The sequence below is a fragment of the Luteibacter aegosomatis genome (assembly GCF_023078455.1).
Classification (GTDB): Bacteria; Pseudomonadota; Gammaproteobacteria; order Xanthomonadales; family Rhodanobacteraceae; genus Luteibacter; species Luteibacter aegosomatis.
This window is the reverse complement of the sequence record NZ_CP095740.1, coordinates 3,728,750-3,746,131: the sequence shown is the minus strand read 5'-3', so window position 1 is coordinate 3,746,131 and position 17,382 is coordinate 3,728,750. Positions and strand designations below refer to the sequence as shown.

Below are 17,382 nucleotides of genomic sequence, written 5' to 3'. Positions count from 1 at the left end.
ACGGATCCGGCCTGCGTAGATGGTGCAGCCCCTTCTGGCATTCGTTTCGAATCTGGAAAGGCCACCACCCGGGACGGTTTCCCGTCCCCGACGTCACGGAGGATGTCGCCCAGGACCGCAAGCGGCAGGAGTCGCGAGCGGAGTTCAAATTGGAGGAGTGCAATGGCTCTCAATCTGTCCCAGAAGCAAGAAGTAGTCGCCGAGCTGGCAGAAGTCGCCGCGAAGGCTCACTCCTTGGTCGCCGCCGAATACGCGGGCACCACGGTCTCCCAGATGACCGAGATGCGCAAGAAGGCGCGCGAATCGGGTGTGTTCCTCAAGGTTGTGAAGAACACGCTCGCCGCGCGCGCCGTGGCCGGCACCGAGTTCGAGGTCGTCTCCGACGCCCTGACCGGTCCGCTGCTGTATGCGTTCTCGACCGAGGAACCGGGCGCCGCTGGCCGCCTGATCAAGGAATTCGCGAAGACCAACGACAAGCTCAAGCCGAAGGTCGTCTCCATCGAGGGCAAGCTGTTCGACGCCAAGCACGTTGACGTGCTGGCCTCGCTGCCGACCCGCGAAGAGGCCCTGGCCATGCTGGCCCGCGTGCTGGCCGAGCCGGTCACGATGTTCGCCCGCGCCATCAAGGCCGTGGCGGACAAGCAGGGTGGTGGCGAAGTTGCCGCCGAAGCCCCGGCCGAAGCCTGATCTCGTTGACTTTTTCTCATCGAAACCCATTTCAAAGGTAAGAAACAATGTCCACCCTGACCACCGAACAGATCGTTGAAGCCATCAAGGCCAAGTCCCTGACGGAAATCATGGAACTGGTGAAGTCGATCGAAGACACCTTCGGCGTCTCGGCTGCCGCCCCGGTTGCCGTTGCCGCTGCCGGTCCGGCCGCCGCCGCTGCCGAAGAGCAGACCGAGTTCGACGTGATCCTGAAGTCCGCCGGCGACAAGAAGGTCGACGTGATCAAGGCCGTCCGCGCCATCACCGGCCTGGGCCTGAAGGAAGCCAAGGACCTCACCGAAGCCGGTGGCGTCGTGAAGGAAGCCGCTTCGAAGGAAGACGCGGCCAAGTTCAAGAAGGATCTGGAAGCCGCCGGCGCCACGGTCGAACTCAAGTAATCGGCGCCTTGCGCGCCTGCCGTTCGATTTAGCGTCAAGGCAAGCCTGGGGGCGAAAGCCCCCGGGCTTTGCCCGTTCCACGAGCTCTACCCGTTCCACCCCGTCGGACATGGGACATCGCGATTCGAGAGCGCCGGCACGGGCTCCGCGGTTCGAATCCCGATCTCCGATTTTCGATTCACCTTAAGCCGTCGCGATGAACGACGGCACTACTGAGACCGAGGCGGTAACCACCATGACCTACTCGTTTACCGAGAAGAAGCGCATCCGTAAGGATTTCGGCAAGCGGCCCCCCGTGCTGGGCGTGCCCAACCTGCTGACGATCCAGACCGACTCGTACAAGGAATTCCTGCAGGAAAACGTGAACGCCAAGGCGCGCGAGGAGAAGGGTCTCCATGCCGCGCTGAAATCGGTGTTCCCGATCGCCAGCTACTCCGGCAACGCCGCCCTCGAATACGTCGACTATCGCCTGGGCGAGCCGCCGTTCGACGAGCGCGAGTGCCGCAACCGCGGCATGACCTTCGGTGCGCCGCTGCGCGCCACCGTGCGCCTGGTCATCTACGACAAGGACAGCCCGGCCTCGAAGAAGGCCGTGAAGTACGTGAAGGAGCAGGAGGTCTACATGGGCGAGATCCCGCTCATGACCGAGACCGGCACCTTCATCATCAACGGCACCGAGCGCGTCATCGTCTCGCAGCTGCACCGTTCGCCGGGCGTGTTCTTCGATCACGACCGCGGCAAGACGCACAGCTCGGGCAAGCTGCTGTTCTCGGCTCGCGTGATTCCTTACCGTGGCTCGTGGCTCGACTTCGAGTTCGACCCGAAGGACGCCCTGTTCACCCGTATCGACCGTCGCCGCAAGCTGCCGGTGACGGTGCTGCTGCGCGCGCTCGGTTACAACAACGAAGAGATGCTCAGCATCTTCTTCGAGCACAACGTGTTCCATCTCGGCAAGAAGGGCGGCGTCACGCTCGACCTCGTCGCCGAGCGCCTGCGTGGCGAGACCCTGAGCTTCGACCTCGTGGTCGACGGCAAGGTGCTGGTCGAGGCCGGCAAGCGCATCACGGCGCGCCACGTTCGACAGCTGGCCAACGAGAAGATCGCCACGCTCGAGGTGCCCGACGACTATCCGGTCGGCCGCATCGTCGCGATCGACATGATCGACAAGGACACCGGCGAGATCATCGCCGCGGCCAACGACGAGCTCACCGCCGACCATCTCGAGCGCTTCCGCAAGGGCGGCATCGAGACCGTGCCCACGCTCTACGTGAACGACCTCGATCGCGGTGCGTACATCTCGAACACGCTGCGCATCGACAGCACGCGCACGCAGCTCGAAGCCCTGGTCGAAATCTATCGCATGATGCGCCCGGGCGAGCCGCCGACCAAGGACGCCGCGCAGAACCTGTTCTTCAACCTGTTCTTCACCTTCGACCGCTACGACCTCTCGGCCGTCGGCCGCATGAAGTTCAACCGTCGCGTGGGCCGCAAGGACATCGTCGGCCCGGGCGTGCTGTACGACCACAAGTACTTCAGCGAGCGCAAGGAAGAAGAGTGCCAGCGTCTGCTCGGTGAGCTGGGCGAGACGTCGGACATCCTCGACGTGCTGCGCGTGCTCATCGACATCCGCAACGGCACCGGCACGGTCGACGACATCGACCACCTGGGCAACCGCCGCGTGCGTTCGGTCGGCGAAATGGCGGAGAACACCTTCCGCATCGGTCTCGTCCGCGTCGAGCGCGCGGTGCGCGAGCGCCTGTCGCTGGCCGAATCCGAGGGCCTGACCCCGCAGGAACTCATCAACGCCAAGCCGGTCGCGGCGGCGGTGAAGGAGTTCTTCGGTTCGTCGCAGCTCTCGCAGTTCATGGACCAGAACAACCCGCTGTCCGAAGTGACCCACAAGCGCCGCGTCTCGGCGCTCGGACCGGGCGGCCTCACCCGTGAGCGCGCCGGCTTCGAAGTGCGCGACGTGCACCCGACCCATTACGGTCGCGTCTGCACCATCGAAACGCCGGAAGGTCCGAACATCGGCCTGATCAACTCGCTCGCCGTGTACGCCCGCACCAACACCTACGGCTTCCTCGAGACGCCGTACCGCAAGGTCGAGAACGGCAAGGTGACCGACAAGGTCGACTACCTGTCCGCCATCGAAGAGGGCGACCACGTCATCGCGCAGGCGAACTCGCCGCTGTCGAAGGACGGCCGCTTCCTCGAAGACTTCGTCTCCTGCCGCTTCCGCGGCGAGTCGGAGCTGCGTCCGTCGGCCGAGATCAACTACATGGACGTCTCGCCCATGCAGACGGTGTCGGTCGCGGCGGCACTCGTGCCGTTCCTCGAGCACGACGACGCAAACCGCGCGCTCATGGGCGCGAACATGCAGCGCCAGGCCGTTCCCACGCTGCGCAGCCAGAAGCCGCTGGTCGGCACGGGCATCGAGCGCGCCGTGGCGCGCGACTCGGGCGTCACCGTGTCCGCCCGCCGTGGCGGCGTCATCGACCAGGTCGATGCCGCCCGTATCGTCGTGCGCGTCAACGAAGCCGAAGTGGGCGACGACGATGCCGGCGTCGATATCTACACGCTGACCAAGTACACCCGTTCCAACCAGAACACCAACCTCAACCAGCGTCCGCTGGTGAACGTGGGCGACGTGGTGGCGGTGGGCGACACGCTGGCGGACGGTTCCTCGACCGACCTCGGCGAGCTCGCGCTCGGCCAGAACATGCTCGTGGCGTTCATGCCGTGGAACGGCTACAACTTCGAAGACTCGATCCTCATCTCCGAGCGCGTCGTGCAGGAAGACCGCTACACCTCGATCCACATCGAGGAGCTCACCTGCATCGCCCGTGACACGAAGCTGGGCGCCGAGGAAATCACCGCGGACATCCCGAACGTCGGCGAGCAGGCCCTGGCCCGTCTCGACGAGTCCGGCATCGTCTACATCGGTGCCGAGGTGAAGGCCGGCGACATCCTCGTGGGCAAGGTCACGCCGAAGGGCGAAAGCCAGCTCACGCCGGAAGAAAAGCTGCTCCGCGCGATCTTCGGCGAGAAGGCCTCCGACGTGAAGGACAGCTCGCTGCGCGTGCCCCCGGGCATGGACGGCAACGTCATCGACGTGCAGGTCTTCACCCGCGACGGCATCGAGAAGGACAAGCGCGCCAAGCAGATCGAAGAGACCGAACTCAAGCGCATCCGCAAGGATCTCGACGACCAGTTCCGCATCCTCGAGGGCGCGATCTACGCCCGCATGCGCACGCAGCTCGTCGGCAAGAGCGCGATGAGCGGTCCGGCCGGCCTCAAGCGCGGCACCGTCATCGACGATGCCTACCTCGACGGCCTGAAGAAGGACGACTGGTTCAAGATCAACGTCAAGGAAGAGGAAGTCTCCGAGTTCCTCGAGCGCGCGGCCGAGCAGGTCAAGCGCCACAAGGAGAACTTCGACAAGCGCTTCAAGGAGAAGCAGGGCAAGATCACCCAGGGCGACGACCTCGCTCCGGGCGTGCTCAAGATGGTCAAGGTCTACCTCGCCGTGAAGCGCCGCATCCAGCCGGGCGACAAGATGGCGGGTCGTCACGGCAACAAGGGTGTCGTGTCGATGATCGTGCCGGTGGAAGACATGCCGTTCTCCGCCGACGGCCGTCCGGTCGACATCGTGCTGAACCCGCTGGGCGTGCCGTCGCGTATGAACATCGGCCAGATCCTCGAAGTCCACCTCGGTTGGGCGGCGAAGGGCCTGGGCCACAAGATCGACGCGATGCTCGAGGCGCAGGAAAAGCCGGCCAAGCTGCGCGAGTTCCTCAACGAGGTCTACAACCACGGTAACGCGGGTGCCGAAGGCGCCGTGCGTCACGTCGACCTGGCCTCGATGAACGACGGCGAGATCATGAACCTCGCCGACAACCTGCGCGACGGCGTGCCGATGGCTACCCCGGTGTTCGACGGTGCCGAAGAGCACGAGATCAAGCACATGCTGAAGCTCGCGGGCCTGCCGGAATCCGGTCAGACCATCCTCTTCGACGGCCGTACCGGCGAGGCGTTCGATCGCCCGGTCACCGTCGGCTACATGCACATGCTGAAGCTGAACCACCTGGTCGACGACAAGATGCACGCGCGTTCGACCGGTCCGTACTCGCTCGTCACCCAGCAGCCGCTGGGCGGCAAGGCGCAGTTCGGTGGCCAGCGCTTCGGCGAGATGGAAGTCTGGGCCCTCGAGGCCTACGGCGCCGCCTATACGCTGCAGGAAATGCTCACCGTCAAGTCCGACGATGTGCAGGGCCGCAACCAGATGTACAAGAACATTGTCGACGGCAACCATGAGATGGCGGCAGGCATGCCGGAATCCTTCAACGTGCTCGTGAAGGAAATCCGCTCGCTCGCGATCGACATCGAGCTGGAAGAGATCAACAAGTGATCGTCGCGGCTACCGGAGATTACGCATGAAAGACCTGCTCAATCTGTTCAACCAGCAGCGACAGACGCTGGATTTCGACGCGATCAAGATCGCCCTGGCTTCGCCGGAGCTGATCCGTTCGTGGTCGTACGGCGAAGTGAAGAAGCCGGAAACCATCAACTACCGCACGTTCAAGCCCGAGCGTGACGGTCTGTTCTGCGCGGCCATCTTCGGCCCGATCAAGGACTACGAGTGCCTGTGCGGCAAGTACAAGCGCATGAAGCACCGTGGCGTGGTCTGCGAGAAGTGCGGCACCGAGGTCACCCTGGCCAAGGTCCGTCGCGAGCGCATGGGCCACATCGAGCTGGCCAGCCCGACCGCGCACATCTGGTTCCTGAAGTCGCTGCCGTCGCGCATCGGCCTGATGCTCGACATGACCCTGCGCGACATCGAGCGCATCCTCTACTTCGAGGCCTTCGTGGTCATCGATCCGGGCCTGACCGCGCTCGAGCGCGGCCAGCTGCTCAGCGAAGACCAGTACCTCGAAGCCACCGAGGAGCACGGTGACGAGTTCGACGCCCGCATGGGCGCCGAGGCCGTCTACGAGCTGCTGAAGAGCCTCGACCTGCCGGGCGAAGTCATTCGCCTCAAGGAAGAGATCTCCTCGACCAACTCCGAGACCAAGCTCAAGCGCCTCACCAAGCGCGTGAAGCTGATCGAGGCGTTCCTCGAATCCGGCAACAAGCCGGAGTGGATGGTCATGACCGTGCTTCCGGTGCTCCCGCCGGATCTGCGTCCGCTCGTCCCGCTGGACGGCGGTCGTTTCGCCACGTCCGACCTGAACGACCTCTACCGTCGCGTCATCAACCGCAACAACCGCCTCAAGCGCCTGCTCGAGCTCGCCGCGCCCGACATCATCGTGCGCAACGAGAAGCGCATGCTGCAGGAGTCGGTCGATGCGCTGCTCGACAACGGCCGTCGCGGTCGTGCCATCACCGGCACGAACAAGCGCGCGCTGAAGTCGCTCGCCGACATGATCAAGGGCAAGCAGGGCCGCTTCCGCCAGAACCTGCTCGGCAAGCGCGTCGACTACTCGGGCCGTTCGGTCATCGTGGTCGGTCCGACCCTGCGCCTGCACCAGTGCGGCCTGCCGAAGAAGATGGCGCTCGAGCTGTTCAAGCCGTTCATCTTCGCCAAGCTCCAGGCGCGCGGCGAGGCGACCACGATCAAGGCCGCCAAGAAGCTCGTCGAGCGCGAAGAGTCGCAGGTGTGGGACATCCTCGAAGAGGTGATCCGCGAACATCCGGTCATGCTCAACCGTGCGCCCACGCTGCACCGCCTGGGCATCCAGGCGTTCGAGCCGGTGCTCATCGAAGGCAAGGCGATCCAGCTGCATCCGCTCGTCTGCACCGCGTTCAACGCGGACTTCGACGGTGACCAGATGGCCGTGCATGTGCCGCTCTCGATCGAGGCGCAGCTCGAAGCCCGCGCGCTGATGATGTCGTCCAACAACATCCTCTCGCCCGCCAACGGCGAGCCGATCATCGTGCCGTCGCAGGACGTGGTGCTCGGTCTCTACTACATGACCCGCGAGCTGGTGAACGCGAAGGGCACCGGCATGGTGTTCGCGAACATCGGCGAAGTGCGTCGCGCCTACGACAACCGCGCCGTGCAGCTGCACGCGAAGGTGAAGGTGCGCGTGCGCGTGGTCGAGCAGGGCGAAGAGGGCGAGAGCGTCGTCCGCAACCAGCTGGTGGACACCACCGTCGGTCGCGCGCTGCTGGCCGAGATCATCCCCGAGCGCCTGCCGTTCGCGCTGGTCAACGTCGAGCTCACCAAGAAGAACATCTCCCGCCTGATCAACCAGAGCTACCGCCTGCTCGGTCTGAAGGAGACGGTGGTCTTCGCCGACAAGCTGATGTACACCGGCTTCCGTTTCGCGACGCGCGCCGGCATTTCCATCGGCATCGACGACATGAAGATCCCGGTCGAGAAGAAGGGCATCCTGGAAGAGGCCGAGAAGGAAGTCGTCGAAATCCAGGAGCAATACCAGTCGGGTCTGGTGACGGCCGGCGAGCGTTACAACAAGGTGGTCGACATCTGGTCGCGCACCAACGAGCTCGTGGCCAAGGCGATGATCGACGGTATCGGTACCGAAAAGGTGCCCGATGCCGAAGGCAACCTCGTCAACCAGAAGTCGATGAACTCGCTGTACATCATGGCCGACTCGGGCGCGCGAGGCAGCGTGGCCCAGATTCGCCAGCTCGCCGGCATGCGCGGCCTCATGGCCCGTCCGGACGGCTCGATCATCGAGACGCCCATCAAGGCGAACTTCCGCGAAGGCCTGAACGTCCTGCAGTACTTCAACTCCACCCACGGTGCCCGTAAGGGTCTCGCGGATACGGCGCTGAAGACGGCGAACTCGGGTTACCTCACCCGTCGTCTCGTCGACGTGGCGCAGGACGTGGTCATCACCGAGCACGATTGCGGCACCGAAGACGGCGTCATCATGTCGCCGATCGTCGAAGGCGGTGATGTGGTAGAGCCGCTGCGCGAGCGCGTGCTGGGTCGCGTGGTGGTCGAAGACGTCTACGCCCCCGGCGACGACGACGAGGCCATCGTCACCCGCGACACGCTGCTCGACGAATACCTGGTCGACAAGCTCGACAAGGCCGGCGTGCAGATGCTCAAGGTGCGTTCGCCGATCACCTGCCGTGCCAGCCATGGCGTGTGCGCCCTGTGCTACGGCCGCGACCTGGCCCGTGGTCACCTGGTGAACATGGGTGAGGCCGTGGGCGTCGTGGCCGCGCAGTCCATCGGCGAGCCGGGCACGCAGCTGACGATGCGTACGTTCCACATCGGTGGCGCGGCGTCCCGTGCGGCCGCGGTGGATAACGTCACCGTCCGCACCACCGGCGCGTTGAAGTTCAACAACCTGAAGTCGGTCGAGCATTCGGCCGGTCACCTCGTGGCCGTGTCGCGTTCGGGCGAAGTGAGCGTCATCGACGCCAACGGCCGCGAGCGTGAGCGTTACAAGGTGCCCTACGGTGCCACCATCGCGGTGAAGGACGGCGATCCGGTCAAGGCCGGCCAGACCGTCGCCAACTGGGATCCGCACACCCATCCGATCGTCACGGAAGTGGCCGGTGTGGTCCGCTTCATCGACTTCATCGATGGCGTGACCGTGCAGTCGCAGACCGACGAACTCACCGGCCTCGAGTCGGCCGTGGTCACCGATCCGAAGCGTCGCGGCACCGCGGCGAAGGACCTGCGTCCGATCGTCCGCCTGGAAGACAGCAAGGGCCGTGAGCTCAAGCTGCCGGGCACCGACATCGCCGCCCAGTACTTCCTGCCGGCCGGCGCGATCGTGTCGATCCAGAACGGTGCCGAAGTGGGCGTGGGCGACGTCGTCGCCCGTATCCCGCAGGAGACGTCGAAGACCCGCGACATCACCGGTGGTCTGCCCCGCGTGGCCGACCTGTTCGAAGCCCGCAAGCCCAAGGAGCCGGCGATCCTGGCCGAGCGCTCGGGTATCGTCAGTTTCGGCAAGGACACCAAGGGCAAGCAGCGTCTCATCATCAAGGACGTGGACGGCAACGAGCACGAAGAGCTGATTCCGAAATGGCGTCAGGTGATCGTGTTCGAAGGCGAGCACGTGGAGAAGGGCGAAACCGTCGTCGACGGCGAGCCGAATCCGCATGACATCCTGCGCCTGCTGGGTGTCGAGCCGCTGGCCGCCTACCTCGTCAAGGAGATCCAGGACGTCTACCGCCTCCAGGGCGTGAAGATCAACGACAAGCACATCGAGGCGATCATTCGTCAGATGCTTCGCAAGGTCGAGATCGTCGAGCCGGGCGATAGCACCTACCTCCGCGGCGAGCAGGTCGAACGCGTGCGCATCAACGAGGAGAACGACCGTGCCGAGGCTCGTGGCGAGCGTCGTGCCGACTTCGAATCGGTGCTGCTGGGTATCACCAAGGCCTCGCTGGCCACCGAGTCGTTCATCTCGGCGGCCTCGTTCCAGGAGACCACCCGCGTCCTCACCGAGGCGGCGGTCCGGGGCACCCGTGATACGTTGCGTGGCCTGAAGGAAAATGTTATTGTTGGGCGGCTAATCCCTGCGGGTACGGGTCTGGCCTACCACGCTTCGCGTCGTAGCCAGGGCGGTTTGACGGCTTCGGAGCTCGAAACCCTCTCGGGTTCGGCCCCGGTCGTCACGTTCGAAGAGGCTCCCGCCGGGTCCAACGATAGCGCCGAGTAAGGCCCCGTACGGGCCTTGCCCGTACATACGAAATGAGGCGCATGGATGCGCCTCGTGTTCGGAATCAGGGACGATGGGCGCCGGTCCAACCGGGCGGCGCACGTCAACAACGCTTATACGGCGGGCCGATCTATCGGTCTGCCTTTATGTTTCTCAGGAATAGCTTCGCATGACGACAGTCAACCAGTTGGTGCGCAAATCCCGCAGCCCGAAGGCGTACAAGAGCGCCTCGCCGGCCCTGCAGAGCAGCCCGCAGCGCCGCGGTGTGTGCACGCGCGTTTATACGACCACCCCGAAGAAGCCGAACTCGGCCCTGCGTAAGGTTGCCAAGGTGCGCCTCACCAACGGTTTCGAAGTCATCAGCTACATCGGTGGCGAAGGTCACAACCTCCAGGAGCACTCGGTGGTCCTGATCCGTGGCGGTCGCGTCAAGGATCTCCCGGGTGTGCGTTACCACACCGTTCGCGGCAGCCTCGACTGCGCGGGCGTGACCAAGCGTCGCAAGTCGCGCTCGAAGTACGGCGCCAAGCGCCCGAAGGGCTGAGAGTAAAGGACAAGAATTATGTCGCGTAAAGGTTCCCATCCCGCCCGTGTCGTCCTTCCGGACCCGAAGCACGGAAGCCAGCTCATCGCCCGTTTCATCAACATGGTGATGAAGTCCGGCAAGAAGTCCGTCGCCGAGTCGATCGTCTACGGCGCCCTCGACCACATCGGTGAGAAGCACGCGGAAGCGGTGCAGCTCGTCGAAAAGGCTCTGGGCAACATCGCCCCGGCCGTCGAGGTGAAGTCCCGCCGCGTCGGCGGTGCCACCTACCAGGTGCCGGTCGAAGTCCGTCCGGGCCGTCGCATGGCCCTGGCCATGCGCTGGGTGATCGAAGCCGCCCGCAAGCGCGGCGAGACCTCGATGCCGCGCAAGCTGGCCGCTGAGCTCCTCGAGGCTGCCGAGTCCCGTGGCGGCGCCGTCAAGAAGCGCGAAGAAACGCACCGCATGGCAGAGGCCAACAAGGCCTTCTCGCATTACCGCTGGTAATCCCCTCCAGCTACAAGATCTGAGGAAAGACCGTGGCACGCACCACTCCCATCGAGCGCTACCGCAACTTCGGCATCATGGCTCACATCGATGCCGGCAAGACCACGACCACGGAGCGCATCCTGTTCTACACCGGCGTCAGTCACAAGATTGGCGAGGTGCATGACGGTGCCGCAACGATGGACTGGATGGAGCAGGAGCAGGAGCGCGGTATCACCATCACTTCCGCCGCCACGACGGCGTTCTGGAAGGGTATGGACCGCTCGCTCCCCGAGCACCGCTTCAACATCATCGACACCCCGGGACACGTCGACTTCACCATCGAAGTGGAGCGCTCGCTCCGCGTGCTCGACGGTGCGGTGTTCGTGCTCTGCGCCGTGGGTGGTGTGCAGCCGCAGTCGGAAACCGTGTGGCGCCAGGCCAACCGGTACAAGGTGCCGCGCCTCGCGTTCGTCAACAAGATGGACCGCACGGGTGCCAACTTCTACAAGGTCGTCGACCAGCTGAAGGCCCGTCTCGCCGCCAACCCGGTGCCGATGCAGGTGCCGATCGGTGCCGAAGACAACTTCGAAGGCGTGGTCGACCTCCTCAAGATGAAGGCCATCAAGTGGGACATGGAGTCCCAGGGCATGAAGTTCGAATACGTCGATATTCCGGCGGAGCTCCAGGCCAAGGCCGAAGAAGGTCGCACGGCCATGATCGAAGCCGCGGCGGAAGCCACGGAAGAGATGATGGACAAGTACCTGGGCGGCGAAGAGCTGACCGAGGCTGAGATCATCGAGGGCCTGCGCCTGCGCACGCTGAAGAGCGAGATCATTCCGGTCTTCTGCGGCACCGCGTTCAAGAACAAGGGCGTCCAGGCGATGCTCGACGCCGTCGTCAACCTGCTCCCGTCGCCCATCGACCGTCCGCCGGTCGAGGGCATCAACGAAGACGAGCAGCCGGATACCCGTCCGGCCAAGGACGACGCGCCGTTCTCCGCCCTGGCGTTCAAGATCATGACCGATCCGTTCGTCGGCGCGCTGACGTTCTTCCGTGTCTATTCGGGCACGCTGAACGCCGGTGACCAGGTGTACAACCCGGTCAAGTCGAAGAAGGAGCGCATCGGCCGCATCCTGCAGATGCACGCCAACGAGCGTCACGAACTCAAGGAAGTCCGTGCCGGCGACATCGCCGCGGCGGTGGGTCTGAAGGACGTCACCACCGGTGACACGCTCTGCGCGCAGGATCACATCATCACGCTCGAGCGCATGTCGTTCCCCGAGCCGGTGATCTCCATGGCGGTCGAGCCGAAGACCAAGTCGGACCAGGAAAAGATGGGTATCGCCCTCGGCCGTCTGGCCGCGGAAGATCCGTCGTTCCGCGTTCGTACGGACGAAGAGTCGGGCCAGACGATCATCTCGGGCATGGGCGAGCTTCACCTGGACATCCTGGTGGACCGCATGAAGCGCGAGTTCAACGTCGAGGCCAACGTGGGCAAGCCGCAGGTGGCTTACCGCGAAACGATTCAGGCATCGGACGTCAAGTCGGACTACAAGCACGCCAAGCAGTCGGGCGGTAAGGGTCAGTACGGTCACGTCGTGATCGAAATGTCCCCGATCTCCGATGCCGATCGCGCGGACGAGAAGATCGCCGCGGGCATCAAGGACGACTTCCTGTTCATCAACGACATCACGGGCGGTGTGATTCCGAAGGAATTCATCCCGTCGGTCGAAAAGGGTCTGCGCGAGACCATCACCTCGGGTCCGCTTGCCGGCTTCCCCGTCGTGGGCGTCAAGGTCAAGCTGGTCTTCGGTTCGTACCATGACGTCGACTCGTCGGAAATGGCATTCAAGCTTGCCGCGTCGATGGCGTTCAAGCAGGGCTTCTCGAAAGCTCAGCCGGTATTGCTCGAGCCGATCATGAAGGTCGAGGTCGTGACGCCGGAAGACTACGTCGGTGACGTGATGGGCGATATCTCGCGTCGTCGCGGCATGCTGACCGGTCAGGAAGAGACCCCGTCGGGCAAGACCGTCAATGCGATGATCCCGCTGGGCGAAATGTTCGGTTACGCCACGTCGCTTCGTTCGCAGACCCAGGGTCGCGCCACGTTCACGATGGAATTCGATCATTACGAGCCGGCGCCGAAGAACATCGCCGACGAGGTCATGAAGAAGTCCTGATAAGGGCTTCTTCTTCAACACATACAACGTTCTTTTAGAGGTTTAGAGTCATGGCAAAGGGTAAGTTCGAGCGTAATAAGCCGCACGTCAACGTCGGCACCATCGGTCACGTCGACCACGGCAAGACCACGCTGACGGCTGCGCTGACCAAGGTCGGTGCTGACCGCTTCGGTGGCGAGTTCAAGGGCTACGACGCGATCGACGCGGCGCCCGAAGAGAAGGCGCGCGGTATCACGATCTCGACCGCTCACGTCGAATACGAATCGGCCACCCGTCACTATGCCCACGTGGATTGCCCGGGTCACGCCGACTACGTCAAGAACATGATCACCGGTGCCGCCCAGATGGACGGCGCGATCCTGGTGTGCTCGGCCGCCGACGGCCCGATGCCGCAGACCCGTGAGCACATCCTGCTCTCGCGTCAGGTCGGCGTGCCGTACATCGTGGTGTTCCTGAACAAGGCCGACATGGTCGACGACGCCGAGCTCATGGAGCTCGTCGAGATGGAAGTCCGCGAACTCCTGTCGAAGTACGAGTTCCCGGGTGACGATACCCCGATCATCAAGGGTTCGGCCCGCCTGGCGCTCGAAGGCGACCAGTCGGAGATCGGCGTGCCGGCGATCATCAACCTCGTCGACGCCCTCGACACCTGGATCCCGACGCCGGAGCGCGACGTCGACAAGACCTTCCTGATGCCGGTCGAGGACGTGTTCTCGATCTCGGGTCGCGGTACCGTGGTCACCGGTCGCATCGAGCGTGGCGTGATCAAGGTCGGTGACGAAATCGAAGTCGTCGGTCTGCGCGATACGCAGAAGACGGTCGTCACGGGCGTCGAGATGTTCCGCAAGCTGCTCGACCAGGGTCAGGCGGGCGACAACGCCGGTCTGCTGCTGCGCGGTCTGAAGCGTGACGACGTCGAGCGTGGCCAGGTGCTGGCCAAGACGGGCACGATCAAGCCGCACACCCAGTTCGAAGCCGAAGTGTACGTGCTGTCGAAGGATGAGGGCGGTCGTCACACCCCGTTCTTCAACAACTATCGCCCGCAGTTCTACTTCCGTACGACGGACGTGACCGGCGCCTGCAAGCTGCCGGCGGGTGTCGAGATGGTGATGCCGGGTGACAACGTGAAGATGGAAGTCACCCTGCTGAAGCCGATCGCCATGGACGAAGGCCTGCGCTTCGCGATCCGCGAAGGCGGCCGTACGGTCGGCGCCGGCGTGGTTGCCAAGATCACGGCGTAATCGGGTATCGCAAGGTATCCGAGAGAGGCGGGGGCATCAGCCCCCGCCTTTTTTTTGTGCCTTGAGCAGGAAAGTCGGGGCGACAGCGTTCGTTGCTCAAAAGGCTTCCAATTTCCCAGTCGATGGGTTATGCTCGTCGGGCTATATCCCTCGAATCTCTTTTATAGAGTTTCGAATACCGCGAAATGAGGTGCATGGAATGCGCTTCGAGTTCGCAGGCAAGGAAGCCGGGTAGGGTGCCAAGGCCACAGGGCGCAAGCTCTGTTGACCTATTTGTTTGTGCGCTCTATACTTTTTTGTCTGGGCAGGTCGTATACGCGGCCTGCCTAGCTTTTTCGGGTCGTTTCGGGCGGGCATTCAGCCTTCCAGAGCGGCCCGTTGCGGTACCTGTAAGTGACAAATGGGTTGTGCGGAGTGGCGAGAAGCCACTTCGAATCACAAGAACGTTCTTTCGATAACAGGACACGGTTTTATGGCGAACCAAAAGATTCGCATCCGGCTCAAGGCGTTCGATCATCGTCTGATCGACCGTTCGGCCAGCGAAATCGTCGAGACGGCCAAGCGCACCGGCGCCACGGTCCTCGGCCCGATTCCGCTGCCGACCAAGATCGAGCGCTACACCATTCTGGTGTCGCCGCACGTCGACAAAGATGCCCGCGACCAGTACGAGACTCGTACCCACAAGCGCGTTCTGGACATCGTCGACCCCAACGACAAAACCGTGGACGCGCTCATGAAGCTCGATCTTGCGGCTGGCGTTGACGTCCAGATCAAGCTCGGCTGAGCGGACTAAAGGATACGAAGATGAGTATCGGACTGGTTGGCCGCAAGTGCGGCATGAGCCGGCTCTTCACCGAAGACGGCCGCTCGATTCCGGTGACGCTGATTGAAGCGACCCCGAATCGCGTGACGCAGGTGAAGACCGAAGAAAACGACGGCTACAGCGCCGTGCAGGTCACGACGGGCGCGAAGCGCGCCTCGCTCCTGACGGCCCCGCTGAAGGGCCATTACGCCAACGCCAAGGTTGAGCCGGGTCGTGGCCTGTGGGAATTCCGCGTGTCCGCGGAAGACGCGGGCAAGTACGCCATCGGCACCGAGATCAAGGCGGACGACGTGTTCACCGTCGGTCAGACGGTCGACGTCGCCGGCGTGTCGAAGGGCAAGGGCTTCCAGGGCACCATCAAGCGTCACCACTTCAAGATGGGCGACGCCACGCACGGTAACTCGCTGTCGCATCGCGCCCCGGGCTCGATCGGCCAGCGCCAGACGCCGGGTCGCGTGTTCCCTGGCAAGAAGATGTCGGGCCACATGGGTGCGGTCAACCGCACGCAGCAGGGCCTGGAAGTTGTCAAGGTCGACGCCGAGCGCCACCTGATCGCAGTCAAGGGCGCTGTCCCGGGCGCGCCGGGCGGTGACGTCGTGATCCGTCCGACGACCAAGGGTTGAGGAGAGACGCCATGGAACTCAATGTTATTGGCGCCCAGTCGCTTACCGTTTCCGACGACGTGTTCGGCGGTGAGTACAAGAAGGCCCTCGTGCACCAGGTCGTGACTGCCTATCAGGCAGGCGGCCGTGCCGGCACCAAGGCGCAGCTTTCGCGCGGCGAACTGTCCGGTACCACGAAGAAGTTCAAGAAGCAGAAGGGCGGCGGCGCCCGCCACGGTGACTACCGTGCCCCGATCTTCGTCGGCGGTGGTGTCACGTTCGCGGCCAAGCCGCGTAGCTTCGAGCAGAAGGTCAACCGCAAGGCCTATCGCGTCGCGATCCGTTCGATCATCGCCGAGCTGACCCGTCAGGGTCGCCTGAAGGTGGTCCCGGCGCTCTCGATCGACAAGCCGAGCACGAAGGGCATGATCGCCAAGCTCGCCGAGCTCGAAGTCAAGGGTCGCGTGCTGCTGGTGTCGGAAGACTCCACCGAGGCGCTGTACCTGTCCGCCCGCAACATTCCGTACATCCACGTCGTCGACGTGCTGGCCCTGAATCCGGTCAGCCTGGTCGGCAGCGACTTCGTCGTCATGACGGTGGACGCGGTCAAGAAGGTCGAGGAGTGGCTCGCATGAGCACCGAACGCACGCTCAACACGCTTCGCGCGCCGCATATCTCCGAGAAGGCGGCTCGTCTGGCGGAGAACAACCAGTACGTTTTCGTCGTGGCGCCCGAGGCGACCAAGGCTGACGTCCGCGCAGCGGTGGAACACCTCTTCGACGTCAAGGTCGTGGATGTGAACCTCGTGAACACGAAGGGCAAGGTCAAGTCGTTCCGCTTTCGCCAGGGCAATCGCCAGGGCAAGCGCAAGGCTTACGTGCGCCTCGCCGACGGCCACACGATCGACGTGTCGGCCAAGGCCTGAGCCAGGAGTTGAATTGAGATGGCACTGATCACTCACAAGCCGACCTCCCCGGGCCGCCGCGACGCAGTCAGCGTGCGGACCGAAGGTCTGCACAAGGGCGCCCCGTACGCGCCCCTGACCGAATCGCAGAAGAAGACCGGCGGTCGCAACCACTTTGGTCGCATCACCACCCGTCATCGCGGCGGCGGTCACAAGCAGGCTTACCGCATCATCGATTTCAAGCGCGACAAGGAGGGCATCGCTGCCGTCGTCGAGCGTCTGGAATACGATCCGAACCGCACCGCGCACATCGCGCTGCTGTGCTACGCCGACGGCGAGCGCCGCTACATCATCGCGCCGAAGGGCGTGGCGGTGGGCGACCGCCTCGTGTCGGGCTCCGACTCGCCGATCAAGCCGGGCAACTGCCTGCCGCTTCGTTCGATCCCCGTCGGTTCGACGATCCACTGCATCGAGATGAAGCCGGGCAAGGGTGCGCAGATCGCGCGTTCCGCCGGCGCCTCGGTCCAGCTGGTCGCCCGCGAGCAGGGCTATGCCACGCTCCGCCTGCGCTCCGGCGAAATGCGCCGCGTGCCGGTCGAGTGCCGCGCCACCATCGGTGAAGTCGGTAACTCGGAGCACAGCCTGCGCAAGCTCGGCAAGGCCGGCGCGAAGCGTTGGAAGGGCATCCGTCCGACCGTCCGCGGCGTCGTCATGAACCCGGTCGACCATCCGCACGGCGGTGGTGAAGGCCGTACCTCCGGCGGCCGTCATCCGGTCAGCCCGTGGGGCACGCCGACCAAGGGTTACAAGACGCGCAACAACAAGCGCACCCAGCAGTTCATCGTGCGTCGTCGCAAGTAATAGGA

At 64.0% G+C, this 17,382-nt stretch carries 13 protein-coding genes; all 13 read left to right on the top strand.

Annotated elements, in window-relative coordinates:
* The first annotated feature begins 162 nt into the window (after nt 1-162).
* Entirely contained in the window at nt 163-687 is a 525-nt protein-coding gene (gene rplJ, locus L2Y94_RS16855; protein WP_247369611.1) for a 50S ribosomal protein L10, read from the top strand.
* Nucleotides 688-734: 47 nt separating this feature from the next.
* Nucleotides 735-1,106, top strand: coding sequence for a 50S ribosomal protein L7/L12 (gene rplL, locus L2Y94_RS16850; protein WP_144917075.1), 372 nt, complete (start codon nt 735-737; stop codon nt 1,104-1,106).
* 235 nt (nt 1,107-1,341) lie between these two features.
* Nucleotides 1,342-5,514 (top strand): DNA-directed RNA polymerase subunit beta, encoded by a 4,173-nt coding sequence (gene rpoB / locus L2Y94_RS16845; protein WP_247369595.1) that lies wholly within the window; start codon nt 1,342-1,344, stop codon nt 5,512-5,514.
* Nucleotides 5,515-5,539: 25 nt separating this feature from the next.
* Entirely contained in the window at nt 5,540-9,754 is a 4,215-nt protein-coding gene (gene rpoC / locus L2Y94_RS16840) for a DNA-directed RNA polymerase subunit beta' (protein ID WP_247369593.1), read from the top strand.
* Between the two features lie 169 nt (nt 9,755-9,923).
* Nucleotides 9,924-10,298: a 30S ribosomal protein S12 gene (gene rpsL / locus L2Y94_RS16835; protein ID WP_045829438.1), complete on the top strand. Its 375-nt coding sequence runs from the start codon at nt 9,924-9,926 to the stop codon at nt 10,296-10,298.
* A gap of 18 nt (nt 10,299-10,316) precedes the next feature.
* Nucleotides 10,317-10,784, top strand: coding sequence for a 30S ribosomal protein S7 (gene rpsG / locus L2Y94_RS16830; RefSeq protein WP_144917072.1), 468 nt, complete (start codon nt 10,317-10,319; stop codon nt 10,782-10,784).
* A 32-nt stretch (nt 10,785-10,816) separates the two neighbouring features.
* Nucleotides 10,817-12,946 (top strand): elongation factor G, encoded by a 2,130-nt coding sequence (gene fusA / locus L2Y94_RS16825; RefSeq protein ID WP_247369578.1) that lies wholly within the window; start codon nt 10,817-10,819, stop codon nt 12,944-12,946.
* Between the two features lie 50 nt (nt 12,947-12,996).
* Entirely contained in the window at nt 12,997-14,187 is a 1,191-nt protein-coding gene (tuf, locus tag L2Y94_RS16820) for an elongation factor Tu (RefSeq protein ID WP_247369575.1), read from the top strand.
* A gap of 472 nt (nt 14,188-14,659) precedes the next feature.
* Nucleotides 14,660-14,971 (top strand): 30S ribosomal protein S10, encoded by a 312-nt coding sequence (gene rpsJ / locus L2Y94_RS16815; protein WP_014402136.1) that lies wholly within the window; start codon nt 14,660-14,662, stop codon nt 14,969-14,971.
* Nucleotides 14,972-14,991: 20 nt separating this feature from the next.
* Nucleotides 14,992-15,633: a 50S ribosomal protein L3 gene (gene rplC, locus L2Y94_RS16810; protein ID WP_089978135.1), complete on the top strand. Its 642-nt coding sequence runs from the start codon at nt 14,992-14,994 to the stop codon at nt 15,631-15,633.
* 11 nt (nt 15,634-15,644) lie between these two features.
* Nucleotides 15,645-16,247: a 50S ribosomal protein L4 gene (gene rplD, locus L2Y94_RS16805; RefSeq protein ID WP_144916957.1), complete on the top strand. Its 603-nt coding sequence runs from the start codon at nt 15,645-15,647 to the stop codon at nt 16,245-16,247.
* On the top strand, nt 16,244-16,537 hold the full coding sequence (gene rplW, locus L2Y94_RS16800; RefSeq protein WP_144916958.1) for a 50S ribosomal protein L23: 294 nt from the start codon (nt 16,244-16,246) through the stop codon (nt 16,535-16,537). The genes rplD and rplW overlap by 4 nt, the downstream gene beginning before the upstream one ends.
* Nucleotides 16,538-16,555: 18 nt before the next feature.
* Nucleotides 16,556-17,377: a 50S ribosomal protein L2 gene (gene rplB / locus L2Y94_RS16795; protein ID WP_144916959.1), complete on the top strand. Its 822-nt coding sequence runs from the start codon at nt 16,556-16,558 to the stop codon at nt 17,375-17,377.
* The last annotated feature ends 5 nt before the right edge of the window (nt 17,378-17,382 follow it).

Excerpts from the sequence above, each read along its gene's own strand:
- rplL (WP_144917075.1), top strand. The coding sequence starts at position 735 with ATGTCCACCCTGACCACCGAACAGATCGTTGAAGCCATCAAGGCCAAG.
- rplD (WP_144916957.1), top strand. The coding sequence starts at position 15,645 with ATGGAACTCAATGTTATTGGCGCCCAGTCGCTTACCGTTTCCGACGAC.
- rpsL (WP_045829438.1), top strand. The coding sequence starts at position 9,924 with ATGACGACAGTCAACCAGTTGGTGCGCAAATCCCGCAGCCCGAAGGCG.
- rplB (WP_144916959.1), top strand. The coding sequence starts at position 16,556 with ATGGCACTGATCACTCACAAGCCGACCTCCCCGGGCCGCCGCGACGCA.
- rpsJ (WP_014402136.1), top strand. The coding sequence starts at position 14,660 with ATGGCGAACCAAAAGATTCGCATCCGGCTCAAGGCGTTCGATCATCGT.
- tuf (WP_247369575.1), top strand. The coding sequence starts at position 12,997 with ATGGCAAAGGGTAAGTTCGAGCGTAATAAGCCGCACGTCAACGTCGGC.
- rplC (WP_089978135.1), top strand. The coding sequence starts at position 14,992 with ATGAGTATCGGACTGGTTGGCCGCAAGTGCGGCATGAGCCGGCTCTTC.
- rpoC (WP_247369593.1), top strand. The coding sequence starts at position 5,540 with ATGAAAGACCTGCTCAATCTGTTCAACCAGCAGCGACAGACGCTGGAT.
- rpoB (WP_247369595.1), top strand. The coding sequence starts at position 1,342 with ATGACCTACTCGTTTACCGAGAAGAAGCGCATCCGTAAGGATTTCGGC.
- rplJ (WP_247369611.1), top strand. The coding sequence starts at position 163 with ATGGCTCTCAATCTGTCCCAGAAGCAAGAAGTAGTCGCCGAGCTGGCA.
- rpsG (WP_144917072.1), top strand. The coding sequence starts at position 10,317 with ATGTCGCGTAAAGGTTCCCATCCCGCCCGTGTCGTCCTTCCGGACCCG.
- rplW (WP_144916958.1), top strand. The coding sequence starts at position 16,244 with ATGAGCACCGAACGCACGCTCAACACGCTTCGCGCGCCGCATATCTCC.